The 18,777-nt window shown below is 44.8% G+C and carries 11 protein-coding genes; 4 read left to right on the top strand and 7 right to left on the bottom strand.

The genetic code is table 11. The features are described 5' to 3' along the window. Positions 1–2: 2 nt before the first annotated feature. The 3 genes from JKG64_RS02025 to JKG64_RS02015 all read left to right on the top strand — a co-directional run bounded on the left by JKG64_RS02025 (position 3) and on the right by JKG64_RS02015 (position 3,619). Positions 3–1,352: a RagB/SusD family nutrient uptake outer membrane protein gene (locus JKG64_RS02025; RefSeq protein ID WP_210352674.1), complete on the top strand. Its 1,350-nt coding sequence runs from the start codon at positions 3–5 to the stop codon at positions 1,350–1,352. A gap of 66 nt (positions 1,353–1,418) precedes the next feature. After that, positions 1,419–2,912: a TlpA family protein disulfide reductase gene (locus JKG64_RS02020; RefSeq protein WP_210352673.1), complete on the top strand. Its 1,494-nt coding sequence runs from the start codon at positions 1,419–1,421 to the stop codon at positions 2,910–2,912. A 278-nt stretch (positions 2,913–3,190) separates the two neighbouring features. Continuing rightward, positions 3,191–3,619, top strand: coding sequence for a nuclear transport factor 2 family protein (locus JKG64_RS02015; RefSeq protein WP_210352672.1), 429 nt, complete (start codon positions 3,191–3,193; stop codon positions 3,617–3,619). 573 nt (positions 3,620–4,192) lie between these two features. On the opposite strand, the gene JKG64_RS02010 is transcribed toward JKG64_RS02015, so the two are convergent. The 7 genes from JKG64_RS02010 to JKG64_RS01980 all read right to left on the bottom strand — a co-directional run bounded on the left by JKG64_RS02010 (position 4,193) and on the right by JKG64_RS01980 (position 17,779). After that, entirely contained in the window at positions 4,193–4,606 is a 414-nt protein-coding gene (locus JKG64_RS02010; protein ID WP_210352671.1) for a hypothetical protein, read from the bottom strand. Between the two features lie 3 nt (positions 4,607–4,609). Beyond that, positions 4,610–9,616: a DUF4132 domain-containing protein gene (locus JKG64_RS02005; RefSeq protein ID WP_210352670.1), complete on the bottom strand. Its 5,007-nt coding sequence runs from the start codon at positions 9,614–9,616 to the stop codon at positions 4,610–4,612. 379 nt (positions 9,617–9,995) lie between these two features. Beyond that, on the bottom strand, positions 9,996–11,213 hold the full coding sequence (locus JKG64_RS02000) for an APC family permease (protein ID WP_210352669.1): 1,218 nt from the start codon (positions 11,211–11,213) through the stop codon (positions 9,996–9,998). After that, the gene (locus tag JKG64_RS01995) at positions 11,214–12,059 is read right to left on the bottom strand and encodes a hypothetical protein (RefSeq protein WP_210352668.1); all 846 of its coding nucleotides are present in this window, start codon (positions 12,057–12,059) and stop codon (positions 11,214–11,216) included. A gap of 47 nt (positions 12,060–12,106) precedes the next feature. Next, on the bottom strand, positions 12,107–13,678 hold the full coding sequence (locus JKG64_RS01990; protein ID WP_210352667.1) for a DUF6850 family outer membrane beta-barrel protein: 1,572 nt from the start codon (positions 13,676–13,678) through the stop codon (positions 12,107–12,109). A 22-nt stretch (positions 13,679–13,700) separates the two neighbouring features. Beyond that, positions 13,701–14,939 carry a DUF4876 domain-containing protein gene (locus JKG64_RS01985; protein ID WP_210352666.1) on the bottom strand — a complete coding sequence of 413 codons (1,239 nt, stop codon included), beginning with the start codon at positions 14,937–14,939 and terminating at the stop codon, positions 13,701–13,703. A 14-nt stretch (positions 14,940–14,953) separates the two neighbouring features. Next, positions 14,954–17,779 (bottom strand): TonB-dependent receptor, encoded by a 2,826-nt coding sequence (locus tag JKG64_RS01980; RefSeq protein ID WP_210352665.1) that lies wholly within the window; start codon positions 17,777–17,779, stop codon positions 14,954–14,956. 363 nt (positions 17,780–18,142) lie between these two features. On the opposite strand from JKG64_RS01980, the gene JKG64_RS01975 reads away from it, so the two are divergent. After that, the gene (locus JKG64_RS01975; protein ID WP_210352664.1) at positions 18,143–18,745 is read left to right on the top strand and encodes an RNA polymerase sigma factor; all 603 of its coding nucleotides are present in this window, start codon (positions 18,143–18,145) and stop codon (positions 18,743–18,745) included. Positions 18,746–18,777 lie beyond the last annotated feature (32 nt).

Below are 18,777 nucleotides of genomic sequence, written 5' to 3'. Positions count from 1 at the left end.
CCATGAAAACAATCAAAGCCAATTTGTTTTTAGTGTCTATCGGGATCTTAGTTGGATTCCTCAGTAGCTGCAACAACTTTCTTGAAGTCAAGCCCAAGGGCATTATCATACCTGATAAGATAGAAGATTATGAGGGAATGTTATTTTCACAGCAGATGACATTAGCGTTTCCGCCGGAGCTCCTCTATACGACAGACGACTTTTTTGACCTGTACGACGAGTACAACCGCTCCTCTCAGGCCAATTCTTACTACTGGCGTCCGGGACTAGATCCCAACGAACTCGAACCACCTGTAATCTGGGGTCCCTACTACACCCTCATTTACCATTGTAATGTGATTATTAGTCAGGTTCCCAATACCACCAATGGTTCGGACAGCCAGAAACAGCAGCTTGTTGCAGAGGCGAAAGTGAATAGAGCATCTGCCTATTTCCACTTACTTACGGCCTTTGCTAAAGCCTACGATCCGCAGACTGCAGCCTCCCTACCGGGGGTACCTTTGGTAAACAGTACCAATGTAACCGATGCGATTCCACAACGCGCCACGCTACAGGAAGTCGTGGATTTGATTCTTAACGATACTGAATCATCCATAGAACACCTTCCAAAAGTAAACAAAAACGGTTACCGTGTTACACAAAAGGGGGCACTGGGCTTATTGACAAGGGTACACCTATATCTTGGCAACTACGAAAAGTCGCTATCTTTTGCTGACCGTACCTTAGCCAATCCCCACACGCTTATGGACTACAACGATTATAACGATGTCTACGAACTTCCGGAAGAAGAAGTTGGTCCCGAATGCGTATGGATGCAGGGTTCTAGCGATTACTCTGTACCATTATTCATGCTTTACTCCGATGACCTTAAAAGCTATTACAACAGCGATGACCTACGTTATTTTCTCTTTTCGGAAACAAATAACAACGGTATCTTTTACGTGTCACCAGCGGGACGTTCCAATTTAGGTATCTCTTACCCGGAGATATACCTTAGCAAAGCTGAAGCCCTAGCACGCGGGGGCAAAGTAGCAGAAGCTTTGGAAATAGTCAACAACCTTCGCAAAAAACGTATCCTAAAAGCAGCCTATGTACCCTTATCCGCCAACGATAAAGAAGCCGCGCTAAAGGTAGTACTTGCCGAACGGAGACGGGAGCTGGCTTTCAAAGGCCCAAGATGGATGGATATGAAACGCCTAGATCGGGAAAACAGAATGCCTACTGTACAGCGTATAGACCCGGCCAATGGAAAGGTAATGGCTACATTAGCCCCTGGCAGCAAGCAGTACACCTTCCAGATTCCTGCACGGGTACAACAATTTAACAGAGGCATAACCCTCAACGAAGAATAATTAAAGACTCTTTGTCCCTGTACATGGCTCTATCCAAGCACAGGGACAATTTCAACATTTATAACTATGAATAATAAATTAAAGCTGCTACTAACCACATTAGGCCTATCCACAATTGGCACAGTGATACATGCACAGGAGATTAGTCTTAAGGGGCGCATCTCCAATACCGACGCCCAACAACAGACCTTGACCCTATCGCAGGTCAATGGCTATAAAGAATCTATTGAGCTAGCCGCAGACGGGACTTTCAAAGCTACATTCCCTACTCTTCAGCCCGGATTATACCGTCTTGAAAAAGTCGGAGAACTCTATCTTGCCCCCGACTACCAATTACAGGTTACGGTCGACAAAAATGGCAAAAAGACCTTTAAGGGAAAAGGTGCTGCTGAAAACCAAAAACTCTATACCAGCCGCCAATCACTGGGCCGGTTTATTCCAAGCTCCGCCGATGGTCCGCTATTCAAGGCCTACGCCATGAATGTTCCTGATTTCCTTTCCCAGATCGACAAATACGGAGCTTTTGTAGCAAAACAAACAGCAGGTAGCAGTGATGATTTTTTTGCTTCCACACTTAAAAAAGAGGCTGCCTTTGCGACAGGTCTAGCCATACGCAGCTATCGGATCTACTATGGTGCCGATTCTGTCAAACTGGCCAACTTCTATCGTTTCATGGATAGTTCGGACCGAACCGCTCCCAATGCACCGGCACTATTGGACTCCGCTTACAAATCCGCTCACACCAAGACATTTACAAGCGAAGAACGGAAACTTGTTGATTCATTGAACTACGTTATGTTACAGCTCGACGATGTACAATCCTTTAATCAATCCTCAGCTTACCGCAGCCTCTTGGACAGCTGGATATCGGATCGCGTTTACAAAAGTGGACTCCTGGGCAGCAAAGGTTTTGAAAACATGCAGCTTGCACAGATTCATATTGCCAACACCCAGCTTAACGACCCTACCATAGGTGGACACTACCGCTACCAATTTTCCAGCGCGTACCTCAAACTGATCAAAGAGGACGCCGAAGCCGACAAACTATACCATGATTTCATGAACAATCCTGCCAATTCAACGTACCACCCAAAAATGGAAGCGATATACAATAAGCGGATGGCAGTCCGTAAAGGTAAACCATCGCCCGACTTCAACTTCGAAAACATTGAGGGTGGACAGAGCAAGCTGAGCGATTTACGTGGCAAGTATGTGTATATCGATGTGTGGGCAACCTGGTGCGGTCCATGTAAAATGGAAATCCCACATCTGATCAAATTAGAAAAAGAGCTACACGGCAAGAATATCACTTTTGTCAGCTTATCCCTTGATGACCAAAAAGACAAGCAAAAATGGAAAGATTACGTAGCAGAAAAACAGTTGGGAGGTGTACAGGTTATATCCGACAAAGCCTTTGACACTGACTTTGTACAGCTTTATAACATCAATGCCATTCCAAGATTTATACTGTTAGATCCCGAAGGAAATGTCGTATCACCGAATGCCAACCGTCCATCCGATCCAAAATTAAGGGAAGAACTACTAGGCCTACTACAATAACTACCTAAAGAATATACCAACGTGAAGGAGCCCCATAAAGGCTCCTTTGCTTTTTACAGCCCTTACCGGGAATTTTCACCTAATCATTTCCGCTTTTCACCGAAAAATAAAATCCTTTGGTCGAAAGTCCATTTCCCTCCTCCACATTCTCTCCTACTTTTGAGTCAACAAATAAGAAATAAAAAACGATAGCAGACGCAACCATTTAAAAACATCCAGCGTCCTATCAACAAAGGAAATAGATTAATAGACAAAAGACATAACAAAAAAAAGCAACCATGTACAAACTCATCGCCATCATCACAGCCAGCTTATTTGCATTCGCATCTGGATTTAACGCCTCAGCGCGAGAAACAGTCAACCCACTAAAAAACGTAACCGCTAACAAAATAGTCCTTACTTATGCAGAGGCTATCACTTCGGGCAATACGGACTTCAATAAGCACCTATTCACAGCAGATTTTGAGTACCTCAATTCAGCAAGCAACGACACGTACGATAGAGCAGCCTATTTAGGTTTCTTAAAAGCAAACAAAGGTATCAAATACAATTGCTCCACCGACTATGAGATATTAGACCAAGCAGGCAAAACCTCCGTAGCCAAAGTATCCATGAAATTCGAAAACTTCACCCGTGTCGACTATATTACTATGGTACAATCTACTGACGGATGGAAAGTCAGCAAAGTCGTATCCACATATCCATAAGCGTTTACTAATTTTTACTATAGTTTAATCGTTAAAGCCCCGATAATCGGGGCTTTTTCTTTATTTCGTTTGTTAACCTGCGTAGTGAAACGAAGTCCCGATTTTTCATCGGGAATAACTCGATACCTTCACCACCTCCTCTTTCATAGATTGCTTCACTACGTTCGCAATGACGTAGAAACAATGCACTTGTTAACTCGATAACTCAATACCGTCACCATGTCCTCCCTCACAGACTGCTTTCCCGAAATAAGTTCCCGATTTTCGGGACAGGCGGGACAGGCACCTTCTCCTCTCGCAATGACGTAGAAACAATACACTTGTTAACTCGATAACTTGTTAACCTGATAACTCGATACCGTCACCATGTCCTCCCTCACAGATTGCTTCACCATGTTCGCAATGACGTAGAAACAATACACTTGTTAACTCGATAACTTGTTAACCTGATAACTCAATACCTTCACCATGTCCTCCCTCACAGACTGCTTCGCCATGTTCGCAATGACGTAGAAACAATACACTTGTTAACTCGATAACCTGATAACTTCATAACCTCCATCATCCGATAACTCAATACCTCATCCCCACTAGAAACGTCAGCCGTATAAAAGCGACCTCGCTCTTATCCTGAAGCTGCATTGGAGCATCCAGCGATTTAAGCTCCATACCATCCACAAAAACTACATACAGGCCATCTTCAAAAGCCTGCATCGCCGTATCCAAGGCCTTCTCTATAGCTACCTCTTCCAGGTTATCAATATCACCAAATGCAATCTTTCCCCCTTCCGCCTGTTCTCCTATCTGTTGTGGATTAAGGAAGGAGACCAGTGGTATCTCCTCCCTCTTTTGATTGTACCGTTGTACTTCATTCTTTACACATTCCGTTATCAGCTCTTTCAAGGTAGCGGGCACCACTTCCAGCTGATAAGGGACGTTGATCACCCTCTTCTTGCCCAGTCGCTTCAATTGTAAAGTCAGCTCCATCAGTTAAGCATTAATCTGTTCCAGAATAGTTGGATCCTTAATCTTATTATCCTGAGCCAGGTAGCGCATCTTACTTATTATCTCAGCCGATTTCGGATCATCATCTACAAACGGTAAGAACACCCTTCCCCTATGCTGACTCTGCACCGGTATAATCGAGAGCTGTCTTCCTCCTTTGCTCACCATACCACTGCCTAAGTGTATACTGTACTCCGCCAGTTCCCCACGCACCAGAATATGACGATCTTTAACCTCAATATTATCCAGGCCAAATAGCTGCGCACTTTCGCGTGCCAGTGCCGCCCGCATCTCCATACTGCTGTGACTAGCCTCTGGATCCACCTCGCCCACATGCGCTACAGACACTACCAGATCCATATCCCGCATTACCTCCGAAAAGATGACCGGATCAATAGCATCAAACGGCAATAAAGACCGGTCTTTTAGCGAGTAGAAACAAATCAGTTCCAGTGTCGGAGCTTCCACATCCGATGGTGTAAACCAGTCCGCCATAGCAAACATCGTTACCAGATAACCTTCTTTATGAAACACCTTCTGCAATCCCTCTTCGTAGCTTACCGTCCATCCACGTCCGCGCAATAGCGCTACCGTCTTCTGTGGCTGTATCTGATGTCCCTGATAGCGGGTCGATCGCGTGCGTTGCTCCATTTCATCTGCCGTAGGTACATACAGTTCCCGGAAGACCTGCTTGAAAGGCTGCTTCATCTCGTTAACAAAGAGATAGCGCTGGAAAAGATCCCATTGTACCGAATGGAATAAATCATAAGGGTGCGCAATCACCAGTTCGTCCGTATCCGTCACCGCTATGCCCTTGCCATCGGTATCCATCAGACCAGACTCCGACCAGAAGCCCGCCTTTTGTGTTGTAGGCATATAGAGTACCAACTTGCTCAGCATCGCCCTCACGATCGGGTGTTCCATAATCTGCCTCAATTCAGCGACCGAGTACCTGTCCCTGCGTAGCATTGAATTTTCCAGAGCCAGCTTAGTTCTCGAAAACTGTTTCGTCAGATACGTCTTTCCATCTTTCAGTGCTTCGACCAGCTTGTTCTTCTTATATTTATCCGGAATACTCTTCAGCGCTTTATCCTTTCTGCTCACCAGCAGTTCCGCCTTACCTTCCTCATCCACGATCAGCTCCACCCGCACATCGTCCACCTCGACCACCGACTCCTGCATGATCTGCTGTGTGGCCTTGCCTTCCATCGCCCATACAAAACGGACGCTATCGTCAAATCCCGCATTCCGAGCCAGGTTATCCATTCCAATCTCTACGGCATTCTTTTCACTCTCCTGCCGTTGCGCGCCAAACTGCTTGCTTTCCTTGAGGAAAGTCTGCAATATATTATACCTTTTCAGCAGATCTGCCTCCGGGTTAGCTTTGGATATAGGGATCAGTCCCAATGCCATGACATAGTCCTTATCACGCTTTTCATTGATCTTTTTCAAGGTCTCCGTAATCTTGGTTTCCCCCAATAGTACCGACGAATACGTTTTCACCCGACGGTAGCCCATACCATCCGACAGGTACTTGGCCGATTCGTGCAGCAATTTCCAATTGGCCTTGCCCAGATTGCCATACACCCGTTTGAACCAATCGATATCGATCGCTCCTTTTTGGAAGTCATTACGAGGCACATTCGAATAGCGCGACAGAATAGTTTCCTTTTCTGCATCCATATAGTCCGTCGTATGCGCCAGGAACCACCATACAGCCTCTTCCAGACTTGGTATCTGCATATAGTCCCCCAACCAGTCCGCCCATTGCGTAGCGTAGCAGGATACCTCTACAAGCCGCTTCTTCTCCAGTTTACTGGCTTTAAGCTGCTTGGCAAATTCTTCAAAAAGCTCCTCTTCTGCAGGACGGCATTTTTTTAGGATATGGCTAAAAGTATACTTTCTATCCGTATCCCTACCGTAGCTATACCCTCTATCAAAATTCTCTTTTCCTATACGTTGCAGTACCTCAAAAAAATAGCTGGTTCCTTCCACTTGCTGAATCTTAGCCATATAAGGCGAAGCTTCTGTCGGCATATCGCCCCGTTCCAGTTCGACCGTCAGCATATTTTTCTTCAGCAGACCATTGATTTCCGGCATGGTATAATGCTTGAGGCGTTGCGTATGATAATTCTGTCCCCCATCCAACAGGAAAAACAAATCCTTATTCAAAAGAGATAGAAATAGCAGATCATCGTTATTTAGTAACTGCAGACTATACGCTTTGAACAGCAGTTCAAAACCCGGAATCTCCACTTTTAGGTTATTAGAAGTATCAAATACCTTCTTTAAGAAAGGCACCACATCCTGTATCTTTTCGATAGGCTGTCCCTGTGCCAGCTGCTGACCGGTGATATATAACCGCAATTGATACAGGCGCAACAATTGCTTTTCATCATAGTACGCGTAATCATCGTCCATGATCGGATAGAACATAGCTCCTATCAGATCAGTCCACAGCTGCTGCTGGTTATAATAATATTCGACATTATTAAAGGTCATACTTTTCAGCTCCTCTGGAAAGCGTCCCATGCTATCCTCTAGAACATCCAACTTATACGCCGCCCATGTCGGCTTATCCGCATACGCATCCAACAGATGCGTCAATATCGTTATTATCTTGTTCGAATCACTATAATAGAAATAGTTGACCTTATCATAATTAAGCCCTTCAAATTCAGGAATGTATTGCAAGTGAAATGCTTTTAGTTCCGCTTTAGTCTCTTGCCTATTGTATGCCCCTCTGATATACCATATTACAGCATAGAGTTCAAAATCATTGAGCCCGGCTTCCTTATACCAGGATTTCCAAAGATCAGCCAAAGGCAGATTGTCCAGTCGCAGCATCGGATCACTGTTATCTTCCAAACGTTTTAGATGGGTTATCGAGTTCATCAGCATTACAGTTTCCTGAGATCCCTGATACCCTTCGTATGTATACTCTGTCTTCCTATTTTCATCGAATAGCGCATAGAGCTTATTGATCCCTTTGACAGTTTTTTTGACATCGATCAGATCCGGGAAAAGAAAATCAGATTTCTTGAAGCTAAGTAACTTCTTTTTAGGTTGTTCAAACTGAAGTTTAGGCAATCTGAAATCCGTCAGTCCACTATAGTCTATCGCACCAAAACCATTCGCCAATGTAAACGCTGCTCCCTGAGCGGTATTGTCCAGTTTGGCCAATAAAATAGATTCGTTCTTTCCGACTTTACGTGTTGCATATAAGTCCTTCTGTTCCTGAATAAAGGTATCCCATTCTGCCTCATCCTGTAACATCGTCAACATTTCAAGCCCGCCCAGACGCTGATCTACACTCGACGAAACTAACAAACGTGACAACACATCTTTCAAGGTATCCGTTGGTTGCTGTAACAAAAGCTCCATTGAAGCCTTCCGCAGATCCTTTCCTTTGCGTGTCAGCAAATTTTCCAATAAGGCAACGTCTTCCGCAAGAATGGATACCGACCGCATGAGATTAATCCCCGTAAACGAGACAGAAGTATTCCGATCCACTATCGCCTGCCGGATCACCTTGCGCTGCCAATCATCCTCCTGGAGATCCATCTGACTGACCTTCTCCCCATTATTCTTGAACGACCAACTGTAGGTATAGTGATCTGGGAATAACTTTCGCATTAGATTTTCACGCGAACTGGACGGAACTGCGGCCAGGTCATTCGCCAATAGTACGAATTGATGCGGCTGCAGATAGTCAAACAAGCCGTCATAGATATATTCTGGTTTTATCGTATAGCTCTTCCACGAGAACGCCCTCTCTGTATAGCTCTTTCCGGCTGAAGGCAACTTGGCTGCTGTTGCGACATATTTCGCCATCAGCGCGTCCGACATATCGTGCTGAAATAGATTGACCAATAGCCAGTAGTCCAGCTCAATATCCTCACCCACATGTGCTTCGGCATAATCTATTAAATCCGAATTCGTCCTTGCGGTCTCCCGCATAAAAAACAGCGCAACCAACTTGGATTCCAAAGCACTCTTTTCATCCGTAACAACACGAACAACAAGCGTATTAGCTTCATCTACATCGACTATTGCTTTCGACCACAGCGCAACGTACAATTCCAGATTATCCTTGCTATGCAACGCCCCTTCGACCAACTCCGGCTGATCCAAAAACTGTAGTGCCAACTCCAGCGTCCGCTTTATCGTAGCTGTCTTTGGAGCGTCCCACCCAAATCCGAACCAAGTATCCACCGCTCGTACCACCGACGAAAAACGCACCAGATTATGCTCCAGAATCAGGCGTATAAAACGCTTCAGCGCTTTAACCGAAGTAAAATCCAGCGTTTCCAGTATGGTCTGCCGCAATCCCTCCTGTTGCTGTGCCGCCAATAGCAACTTCTCTACCAACAAATGGTTAGCGTCGTCCTCCGTCAGGAGCAAGGCCCTTATCAGCTCTGCCGATACCCCTCCGATCTCATGCTCCCCTAAAAATATCTCCTCCAGCAGAGGGTAATATTTCTGCGGTTCATCCATCAATAATAAGGCATAATACAGACCGATATCCTGCACATTCTGATACACATCGTATTGCATCTGATCCAGCGGATCCATCGTATTAAAAGAAGTGTAACCACCGTAATACAGCGAATTTAACCTCCCCAGCTTCGTTTTGGAATACGCCCTTGACGGATCTATCCGAAACGGTCTCCGGCTATACCTATCCTGAAAAGGCAGGCTATCCATCAAGTCCCATATCCGGACGATGTAAGGTCCCATCTTAGCGCCGAACAATAAGTTTGCAAGCTCCCCTCCCTCCTTTGTATTCCAGGGATTGGTTTTCGGATCCGTACCAAACTGCTCCTGATAAATACGGAAATTGGCACTGTAGTCATAATATTCAGACAACTGGTTGCTTATATATAGCCCCAGTATTCTATAAGGTTCAGAAAAACGTTCAAAATCTTCCTTAGGAATAGCAATCCTATCATGTTTGTTTATAAATTCTCTGGCTTTCTCAGCAGGGATCATATGTTGTAGTTTTTAAGTTGAAAATCGAAAGATTACGCCCATCCTAAAATAACGAATTAATACGGATGGCTAAAATTTATTGTCCCAACAACTATACCATGATTGTTGTGGAATGAGCCTCTACCCGAAAACTTCATTATTATCGAATGAATCCTACCAGACAATCTACGAAAAACACCACATACCGATCGCTTCTGTCTTATATTCGCACCGTGCGGTTTACAATACGTACTTTTTCCTGCAGAAGCTCGGTTTGTAAACGATGTCGTCTTTGCAAACGGAATAACATAAAGCGAAGCAACCCCGAAGGGCTCATCATAGATAATCCTCTATTAACAATGAGATTGCTTCACTACGTTCGCAATGACGAACGACCTCCTTACTCCTTAGAAATAAGCAAAACATAGATACTGGAAGATAACATCATTACCGCATAGCAGATCACACATATCTTAGTGCTGAGAGTCAAATTATTCGGTTTCCGCTGTATTAGAGGAATCCAAAATAGGCCTAAGACTACAGCTACGGAGACAAGCGACAGTATACAGGAAGTAATCAATAAAAGCGCTTCAAAGTCATACTTCAAGACAAACAAGATACTTCCTACCGCAATGATTAATAGATGTAAACTATTCTTCCGTTCAGAAGTATCTCCGCTCCATAAAAGTTCTTTATATCTTAAAGACACCTGCGCCCCCGCCCAGATCATCGCACTTACATTTCCGATCAGTAGCAGACCAATGATAGACACCACGACACCGCCGTATACAGGGCCAAATACCGCATTACCTACGACCTGTCCTACTTCCGTCACTCCTCTCAACAAGTCTACATCTACACTGCACATAAATACCAAATTCAACAGCACATACAATACAGTAACTAATACTACGGAAAGAAATAAAGAAAAGTAAACCGTACGCTTGTTTTCCAATTGATCAAATACATAGACACTTGTGTTCCACCCTGAATAAGCATAATGTACAAACATTAATGCTCCCAAAAAAGGCGCTGTAAAGATAGGACTGAGCTGTTCACTTTGCATAGTCCAGTTCAGTGTATTCGGATCACCAATATGCAGCAGTCCCCCTATGATAAAAAGTAGGATCATTCCTATTTTAACTACCGCCAGTCCCGTCTGAAAAACCCCGCGCACCGTTAGGCTCAACAGGTGTACTAGACTGACCAGCACGATAGCTAGACTGGCCAGTATTTTTAGATCCCAAGGTATTAGCGTACGCATATAACTGGCAAAAGCAATGGCTGACAATGCTATTGGAGCCATAAAGCCGAAGACAATCGACAGTAAAGCGACAGCATGTCCCCAAGACCTACCGTACATTTGCGTTACAAAATGCGTCTCACCACCAGAGCCAGGATAGCGTAGTATTAAGTTATAATACGCTACAGCACCACAAAAAGCGGTCCCCCCGCCTAAGATCCATAGTAGAGCCACAGACCACACCGAGCTACCGTCATACAGCTGATAGCCCAGACTTGTAAATGCCCCCGTTCCAACCATATTGGAGACCGTGAGTGCTATACCCGCACTCACGCCCAGTTTTTTCCCAGACCTTCCCTTTATGAATAGCTTCATCTACCGTTCGCTCTGCGCTATGTCTCGTAATAGTTCATATGCACTCAGCGTACTATCACTCTTTATGTAACGGCTACGCAGTAGTTTATATTCCTTCAATACGGTTTCAGACCTGCGGTATAAGGCAGAGTCCTGCGGACCGGGAGTATAGTCCATTGGGTATGCATACACAAAATTACCTTCCTCTTTTTCAAAAGTCGGTATATGAAAAAACTTACGGTTTACATGCTTTCCTGTAGCGTCAGACTGCTGGAAGGCAAGAACGAAGAAATCTACCGCATAATCCGGATAACCGAAAAGATACCCATAACCCCGTAGTCGCTCATACTTCTTTTCATACTCATTTACTGTGAGCAGTACTGTAGGATCTGTCCCCGGCACAAAACCATATTGTCCAAAAAACTGTGACTTAGCCTCTAACAGACTGTCCAATCTGGAGACTCGGATCACACTCAACTGTAGTATCCTGTTCTTTGAATATGCACTTCGATAAGGCACAAGAACGAACTTAAGATCCGGTAGGTCGATTAGCGCTACTGCCTGCTGTATTTGGTTAACACGCGCCAGATAACGCAAAGAATCGATCGGTAGCACCGCTTCATCCAGCCGCATACTGCTATCTGCATTTCCTATAGGCAAGGAGAAAGCCACTACACTGCTCAAGGGTTTGATATCCCCCATCAACGTATACAGGGCTTCCCCATCCAACCCCTGCTGCAATATAGAATCCCTCAACCGTACGATGGAGGGTTCTATTATTTCATTTTTCAGTTGAACAGGCTTTACTGCTCGACAACCCGCCAACAATAGTAAACCAAAGTATGCTATTAAAAGTATTTTGTACATATCTATAATTATTAAATGATTTGCCAAGCGGCGGATCGGTTTAGTTCTTAAAATGTCATTCCTAAGGCCAACTCACCACCTTTTCTGTTCGTAACCCCAGCTCCGGCGGGGTCAATCCAAAACAGATTTCCGCGGATATACAGTTCCTGTTGGTTGCCCTTTGGTAGCGCAAAGGTGTAGGTCAGCGGCACATCTACACGCCAGTAGCTGGCCCCTAGATAGCGTAGATCACCCTGCATCAGTTCTGTCACCGGCCATTCATCAGGTCTATTACCCCCATAGCTGTAGTCCGCTGTCAGATTTTGCTTCCTCCAGACTTTAGCTCCGATAGCACATACAGATCCACTCCAACTAAAGGCTCTCGAAAGACCAATTCCGTAGTCAACATGCGCTATATTCATCCTTGACTCCGGCAAGATATAGCGGTCATTCTCTTTTTCATAAGCCACAGTAGCATCAATCTTCCATCGGTATCCCCAAGCTGTCCCATCCATCCACAGATAGCTCGCCTTCCATTGTTGCCCTCCATAGCGGCTACGATTGGCCCGATACCGGTTTACATAACCTTCGCTTTCCAGTCCGGAGACAAATTCATTCCAGAATTCCGTTCCGACGGTACGATTCCAACGATGAGCAAGTGTAATCCGATGCACATGCTGCCCCGTAATTCGTTTGGCCCTAACTTCCGTCGAAATATCCTTCCTTAATAGTAGTCCCTCACTTCGGGTTTCCAAAAGTCCCATGGTGACACGTTCTGCACCTATACCATAAGCGGAGGATACGAATAGATCCCAATCCCCCTCTACCTCATACTGTAGACCAGCTCCCCAGGTATCCCCCTTATAATTGAGATTGGTACCACTACCCACATACGGGACAGCGTGACCTAGACCATAATGTAAATAGTAGCCCTGATCCACATACACATTGACGTTACTATTTTCCGACTCCTCTTTTCTATTTCTATAGGAAATGTGTGCACCTATACGTTGTTTCGAAGTTAGTGCGTAGACCACCCCCGGGGATATCTCTAGTGCATACGAACTGATGTTTGCTCGGATGTCCCGTTGTTTAGCTCCACTTGAAGCCTCATAATTCATCACTACCCCCACAGACCAGCGGTCACGAAATACACGGCTTGTCCAATCAAATCCCATTTTATAATGTTGGTTAATCCAATCACTGGCATTGCTATCCAACACCCGATAAGGCATATCCCGTGTTGGGTCGATCAGCGAGGCATTGAAAGAGGCATCCTCCCGCTTATGCCTGTTATAAGACAGAAATCCTTGGATATAAGAATCCTTGATATGGGTATTTCCGATTGCATATACCCCTTGGCTATTGCTACGCGCCGGCGCTTCTGGACGTTTAAAGTTTCCATCTTCCAAGGCATAGTCCATCTGAATCCTGGAAAAGGCCATCGGCTTATCCCAGCTCAGACCAGCGGCATTCCTGCTATTACGCCAGCTCCCGAGCGAATCCCCCATCTCCAACGTAAAGACATTTTTTTTCGGTACGATCTCCTGCGCCGACAAGGACGATACCGTTAATACAAGCCCTGCTACTAATACAAGCCCTGCTACACCGCAAGTAATGATCTCTTTAAAAATGTTCATATTATACATAGTAGTAGGTAGATTAATTTGCGTTAGACCATGCCGGTATTCCTTGTCCGTAATGACGGAACTGAAGTACTACCTGTCTTTCAAAGTCAACAGTACTATTATTCGTATCCATAAAAATGGGACTGCCATCTGCACGTCTGCCAGCTACCTTACGCCTTACACCTAGCGAATTATACGTAGCGCCTACCCAAGTCATTCCTGCGTCTATCACTGACGGCACCCGTTTAGCACTGATCATACTCTCGTTATGCCCAGCTTCAACGGCGTCCACCACGTATTTCAGCGGCACTTTAGCATAGCGCGTGGCAGAAGTCGTACCTAGATCCCTTGTCTGTAAACTGGCATTTTCTACTGGGTCATAAGTTTCATCTTCAGGTACACGAAATATGATGTAAGCCGCTCCAAACACAGAGGTCAGGTATTGGGGTACGGAACCCTTGGCTGCTCGCCCATCATAAAATACATGCTGCATATCGATTGCCGGCTGATCCGGAAAATTGGGGTTGTTCATATTAAATTCAAACTCAGACTTTGAACAGTCTATCGGTGAGTCTGGATTGTATTGAGGTAGTTTGTGGTTGGCCGCAAACTGTGCGATAGTTACCGCCTCACCGGGTTTTATCGGATAGTCCCGACCAGATCCAGGAATCTTCCATATCCGCTGTGCATAGGCATACGCACCTTGATCTTCTGCCGGCCAAACCGGTAGCGTCGTTGTAGCGATCGTAGGATGCAAATTGGCAAAATACAAGCCATCCAGATAGACCAGTTCGTCCGAGTTGTTCGTAATCTCATAAAATTGGTTCCTGAAGTAAAACGGAGAAGTTCCCGCATAGAAAATTTCCGTAAAAGCAAGCGGTCCCACCTTTGCGCCATCAACATGTACCTGTACCTTTTCGTTGCCAGGCAGCAACATATAGTTGGGTAAACTTCCGTTCAAAAAGAAGCGCTCTCCACCGTTATCCAGCTCTCCCGATATCGTGATACTATAACGCCCAGGTATGATACTATCAATTTTCGTCGTTCCTTCATTCAGTTCACGTTCGATACGGTATTTTTCGGTATAGTTTTCCAATACCACCTTTAGACCAGCCGTAGATTTAATATCTGCCAGCATGGGGAGAGCCTCCAGCTCCAGCTGGATGTACTTGATATCATCTGTCTCTAGGGCTGTATTAATCTTTGCACAGGATAGCACCGTCACAGCAGACAATAGAACACCTGTTTTTAATAGCATATATAGTGTTTTCATTGTTGTATAAATCATTATAAATAGACACCCATTTTAAATCCAAAAAAGAACGGTATGTTTCTACGGTGATAGTCAGAACGAACCCTATCGGAACGCACCACCTGATGGTAGCGAAACATATTATTGGCGAAGAATGACACCCGCATAAAATCCTTTATTTCCTTTGTCAGATTGATATTAAAATTCACCATTGGTGGGTAACTTTCCACCGTTTCCATAGTACGGGCTACAGGACGTAATAAAGCTTTGAACTCTGGTTTTTCGCGGTTTTCGGGATTGAAATCATGAACCTGTCCATCATTCTTATTGATATACTTAACTGGAATAGAATCATTCCCGTACACTGTCCAGTCGGATTCATTCCAGATGATATCCGTCGTAAGCGTAACCACCAGTCCTATCTTAGGGATATTATGTACCATTTTCAATGTCGAGACCAAAGAGCGGTCATACACCTGTGTCATTTCCGGCTCATACAGTCCGATGTGCGTACGGCTATTGGCTCCAGCTCCACTCTGTCCGTCGTAATAAAAATAATCAGCCGAATAGGCCTTCTGGCGGATATAAGCTCCGTACAGTCCAAACTGCGTACGTATACTGTTGATACGGGCCAGATCTAATTGAAATTCCACTCCCGCTTTATCCAACCGATTGTTGTTATGAGGCCTATTAAATTTCGCCAATACAGCATCCGAAGAAATCTCCTTGAATGCAGAGGAAGTACTATTGACTCGTTCATACTGTACAAACTGTACCGGCCTGAAAGATTGGATCGTATTACCTATCCCATAGCCGTTATCTCTGTTTTCCTTAAACCCCGTGATATTCAGTTTGGATTTGCCCAGTTTAAAATCCAGCCCAAGCTCACGTTTGACATTTGTTTCAATCTTTAGTTCCCGATTCTGGGTTTCAAACACGCGCGTTGTCGTCATAAATACGGCATCCTCCCTGCCACTGGCCATCTCGTTAACATTAACATAGTCGAAGTAAGCATTCTCAGGATACTGATACAGTAAGCTAGGCGCCTTGGCCAGCACGCCGTATCCAGCCCGTAAAGTCAATAAATCAGGAAGCACTTCCATACTAGCATTTATACGCGGAGCCCATACCGACCTTCCTTGTCCGAAATAATCGTAACGTAGCCCTGCTGCTATACTTACGTTATGTCCCTTGAACTGAGCAACCATATTATCTTCTATATAAAGTCCCAATTGATGTAAAGCCGGAACATCCAAGTAGCTTCTGTTGCGGTAAGCCGAATTTACATACTGCAGGTTGCGGTATGGCGGAAGGCTATCGGCGAAACTTTTACCCCTCCCGTTATTTGCATCCAAACGGTAATCAGCCCCGATATTCCAGCTATGCTCGGTAGCGCCCAGTCGATTGAAAAATTGTGCTCCCGCATTTAAAAATAGATTGAGTTCCTTCCCATCGATATGATGCTTGCCCAGATAAGTACTAGGCAGATAGACAGCGTACTTATCTTCCTCGCCATCAGGTATCCGTGTAATCTCGATACCGTTGGCATCATAAAGCCGAAGACCAGGCTGATTGCTCAGTATAGTGCCGTCCAGATAGGTCATACTATAAGCAGCGGTAGCTGCAGTATACTGTTCCTGATAGTCCCCGCTCTTGTGCGTGTAGGACAGTCTCGCTGCATAATCCAGGCTTCTCAACCAGTCTTTCTCCGTTCTGTAGTTTCCTCGGGTATTAATAGAGATACCTTTCTCCTGAGCCGACGATCGAATTCTGGTGATTTCATCGTCGGGATTGAGTCTACGGCTATCCCGACCGAGATGCAAAGTAAGCCCTAACGTGTTCGACAGACGATTAGCGAGATAACTATTGCTATACAAAGCATCTAGAGAGGCGCGTTGGTAATACCTATAGGACTGCACCGGATCACTGACATTGTAGGCATAGGTACTTCCGATATTCAACGCTCCCTGGTCCTGCCCTAGCAACATCCCTTTTGAGGCATTTATACTGTACACATTCGGGTTGGTATTGGCTTCGACCAGTAGCGGTTGGCGCCCAGCCTTTTGGTTTACGATAACAGCACCCGAGGCGATATCCCCATACCGTGCTCCGGGTATTCCGCGAATCACCTCGACTGATTCTACGTTATACATCGGGATATTGCGTGTATCGATTCCGCCTCTGGGGATACCTCCCCCTCCTAGGCCTGCAGCTCCACCCGTCATCACTGGTGATAACGATTGTAGGTTTGCGTTGTTTGACAAGGGAGATCCGTTGATAATAATGGACGTCCCGAATGCATTTGCATCACTGCCACCGTCTGCTACCGATCGGATATTAAACTGTTTCGCACCCGTCAGATCGGGATTTGCCGTAAGCCCTCCCGGTAGTAAAGACATCATATCCGCCAGGCTATTGGCTTGTAGATGCGCTATCGCATTCTGACCGATATACGATGTAGATCCTTTAGCCTGACCCGCGGATCGAGCCAGCACGTCCACTTCGCGTAAGCGAAACGAAAGATCAGAAAGTAAAATATCCAATTTTGAACGAAGTGGCACCTGCAATACGGTATCGACAGTGACTTTTCCTACGTATGAAATCTGCATCCGTATTGCACCATTTGGTACAGCAGTAAATGAAAATGCACCATTGGCATCACTGACCGTTGTAAATCCATAAGGTTGTAGTACGATAGAAGCCGAACGGACAGGCCTGGACTGTCCGTTGACCATTTCTGTTACAAGCCCTTGTATGGTGTGCCGATCCTGTGCGTTTCCCCGAAACGAAAAGAACAATAGGATTAATAAATAACACAGTCCAATGAAGGGCCGTATTCGGTAAAGGTGGTAATTTGGCATAGTTGTATAAATAAAGTATTTGATCTTCTTTTCTTCAAATGCAACAATATTGCAAATGTAAAAACAATAAAATCAAATGCAACAATATTGCAACAAATTATTATACATTCCTGATCTTGGGTGACCGGATTTCCCTGCAAAAAAACTTATAGAATAGAAAAAAGAAACTATAGGTCTTTTCAAATTTCAGTTTCAAGCATATATACATTCAAGGCTTAAAGCCAGTCATTAGACGAATGCACCTTGATACACCTTAGGGCAAATTGTCATACCCCTCATCTTATTCCCCCTAAAAGCACAATAAAAACTCCATTTTAAAATTAATATGTATATTCACCCCGCTATTTTCAAACAGACGTTAAAATGACCCAAGTGACACTCAAAGACCAAGAGCATCTTTTCGAATCCTTCAAAAATGGAGATGAAAAATCCTTTGCCCATATCTTTGATATACACTACCGATCCCTTTGTTATTTTGCTACCCCGATTACACAGGATGCACTGCAGGCCGAAGACATCGTCGCCGACTGTATGTACAAGTTATGGCAACAACGTGCCACATTTAAGACTTTACAAAACATCAAGGCTTTTCTATACATCAGCTGTCGCAATGCCTGCTTAAATCATTTACGTAATTTAAAACGGAGAAATTCGGCCCAGGAATTATATCTATCCCAACTGGAAAGTTCTGAAGACACCATCCTTTACCAGATTATTGAGACAGAGGTCCTCAGTCTACTGGATGACGAAATCGAATCACTTCCTGAAAAATGCAGAGCAGTATTCAAACTGATCTATATCGACAACAAGAAAACGGACGAGATTGCAGCTATTTTAGGAATATCTGACAAGACTGTACGTGGCCACAAGGCGCGGGCAATTGAACTCCTCAAAACCCAATTGCTCAAAAAAGGAGTTTCTTCCCTTATTTTGCTTGCCTTCCTCTTCTTGATCGATGCATCTTAAATTATTTTCAAAAAAAACAAAATACTTTCGAG

This window comes from Sphingobacterium tabacisoli (assembly GCF_017908035.1).
Lineage (GTDB): Bacteria > Bacteroidota > Bacteroidia > Sphingobacteriales > Sphingobacteriaceae > Sphingobacterium > Sphingobacterium tabacisoli.
The sequence above is the reverse complement of the archived record's forward strand: the minus strand, read 5'-3'. Positions and strand labels throughout refer to the sequence as shown.

Coding starts and splice junctions, on each gene's coding strand:
- JKG64_RS02015 (WP_210352672.1), top strand. CDS start 3,191: ATGTACAAACTCATCGCCATCATCACAGCCAGCTTATTTGCATTCGCA.
- JKG64_RS02005 (WP_210352670.1), bottom strand. CDS start 9,616: ATGATCCCTGCTGAGAAAGCCAGAGAATTTATAAACAAACATGATAGG.
- JKG64_RS01980 (WP_210352665.1), bottom strand. CDS start 17,779: ATGCCAAATTACCACCTTTACCGAATACGGCCCTTCATTGGACTGTGT.
- JKG64_RS02000 (WP_210352669.1), bottom strand. CDS start 11,213: ATGAAGCTATTCATAAAGGGAAGGTCTGGGAAAAAACTGGGCGTGAGT.
- JKG64_RS01975 (WP_210352664.1), top strand. CDS start 18,143: ATGACCCAAGTGACACTCAAAGACCAAGAGCATCTTTTCGAATCCTTC.
- JKG64_RS01990 (WP_210352667.1), bottom strand. CDS start 13,678: ATGAACATTTTTAAAGAGATCATTACTTGCGGTGTAGCAGGGCTTGTA.
- JKG64_RS01995 (WP_210352668.1), bottom strand. CDS start 12,059: ATGTACAAAATACTTTTAATAGCATACTTTGGTTTACTATTGTTGGCG.
- JKG64_RS02020 (WP_210352673.1), top strand. CDS start 1,419: ATGAATAATAAATTAAAGCTGCTACTAACCACATTAGGCCTATCCACA.
- JKG64_RS02025 (WP_210352674.1), top strand. CDS start 3: ATGAAAACAATCAAAGCCAATTTGTTTTTAGTGTCTATCGGGATCTTA.
- JKG64_RS02010 (WP_210352671.1), bottom strand. CDS start 4,606: ATGGAGCTGACTTTACAATTGAAGCGACTGGGCAAGAAGAGGGTGATC.
- JKG64_RS01985 (WP_210352666.1), bottom strand. CDS start 14,939: ATGAAAACACTATATATGCTATTAAAAACAGGTGTTCTATTGTCTGCT.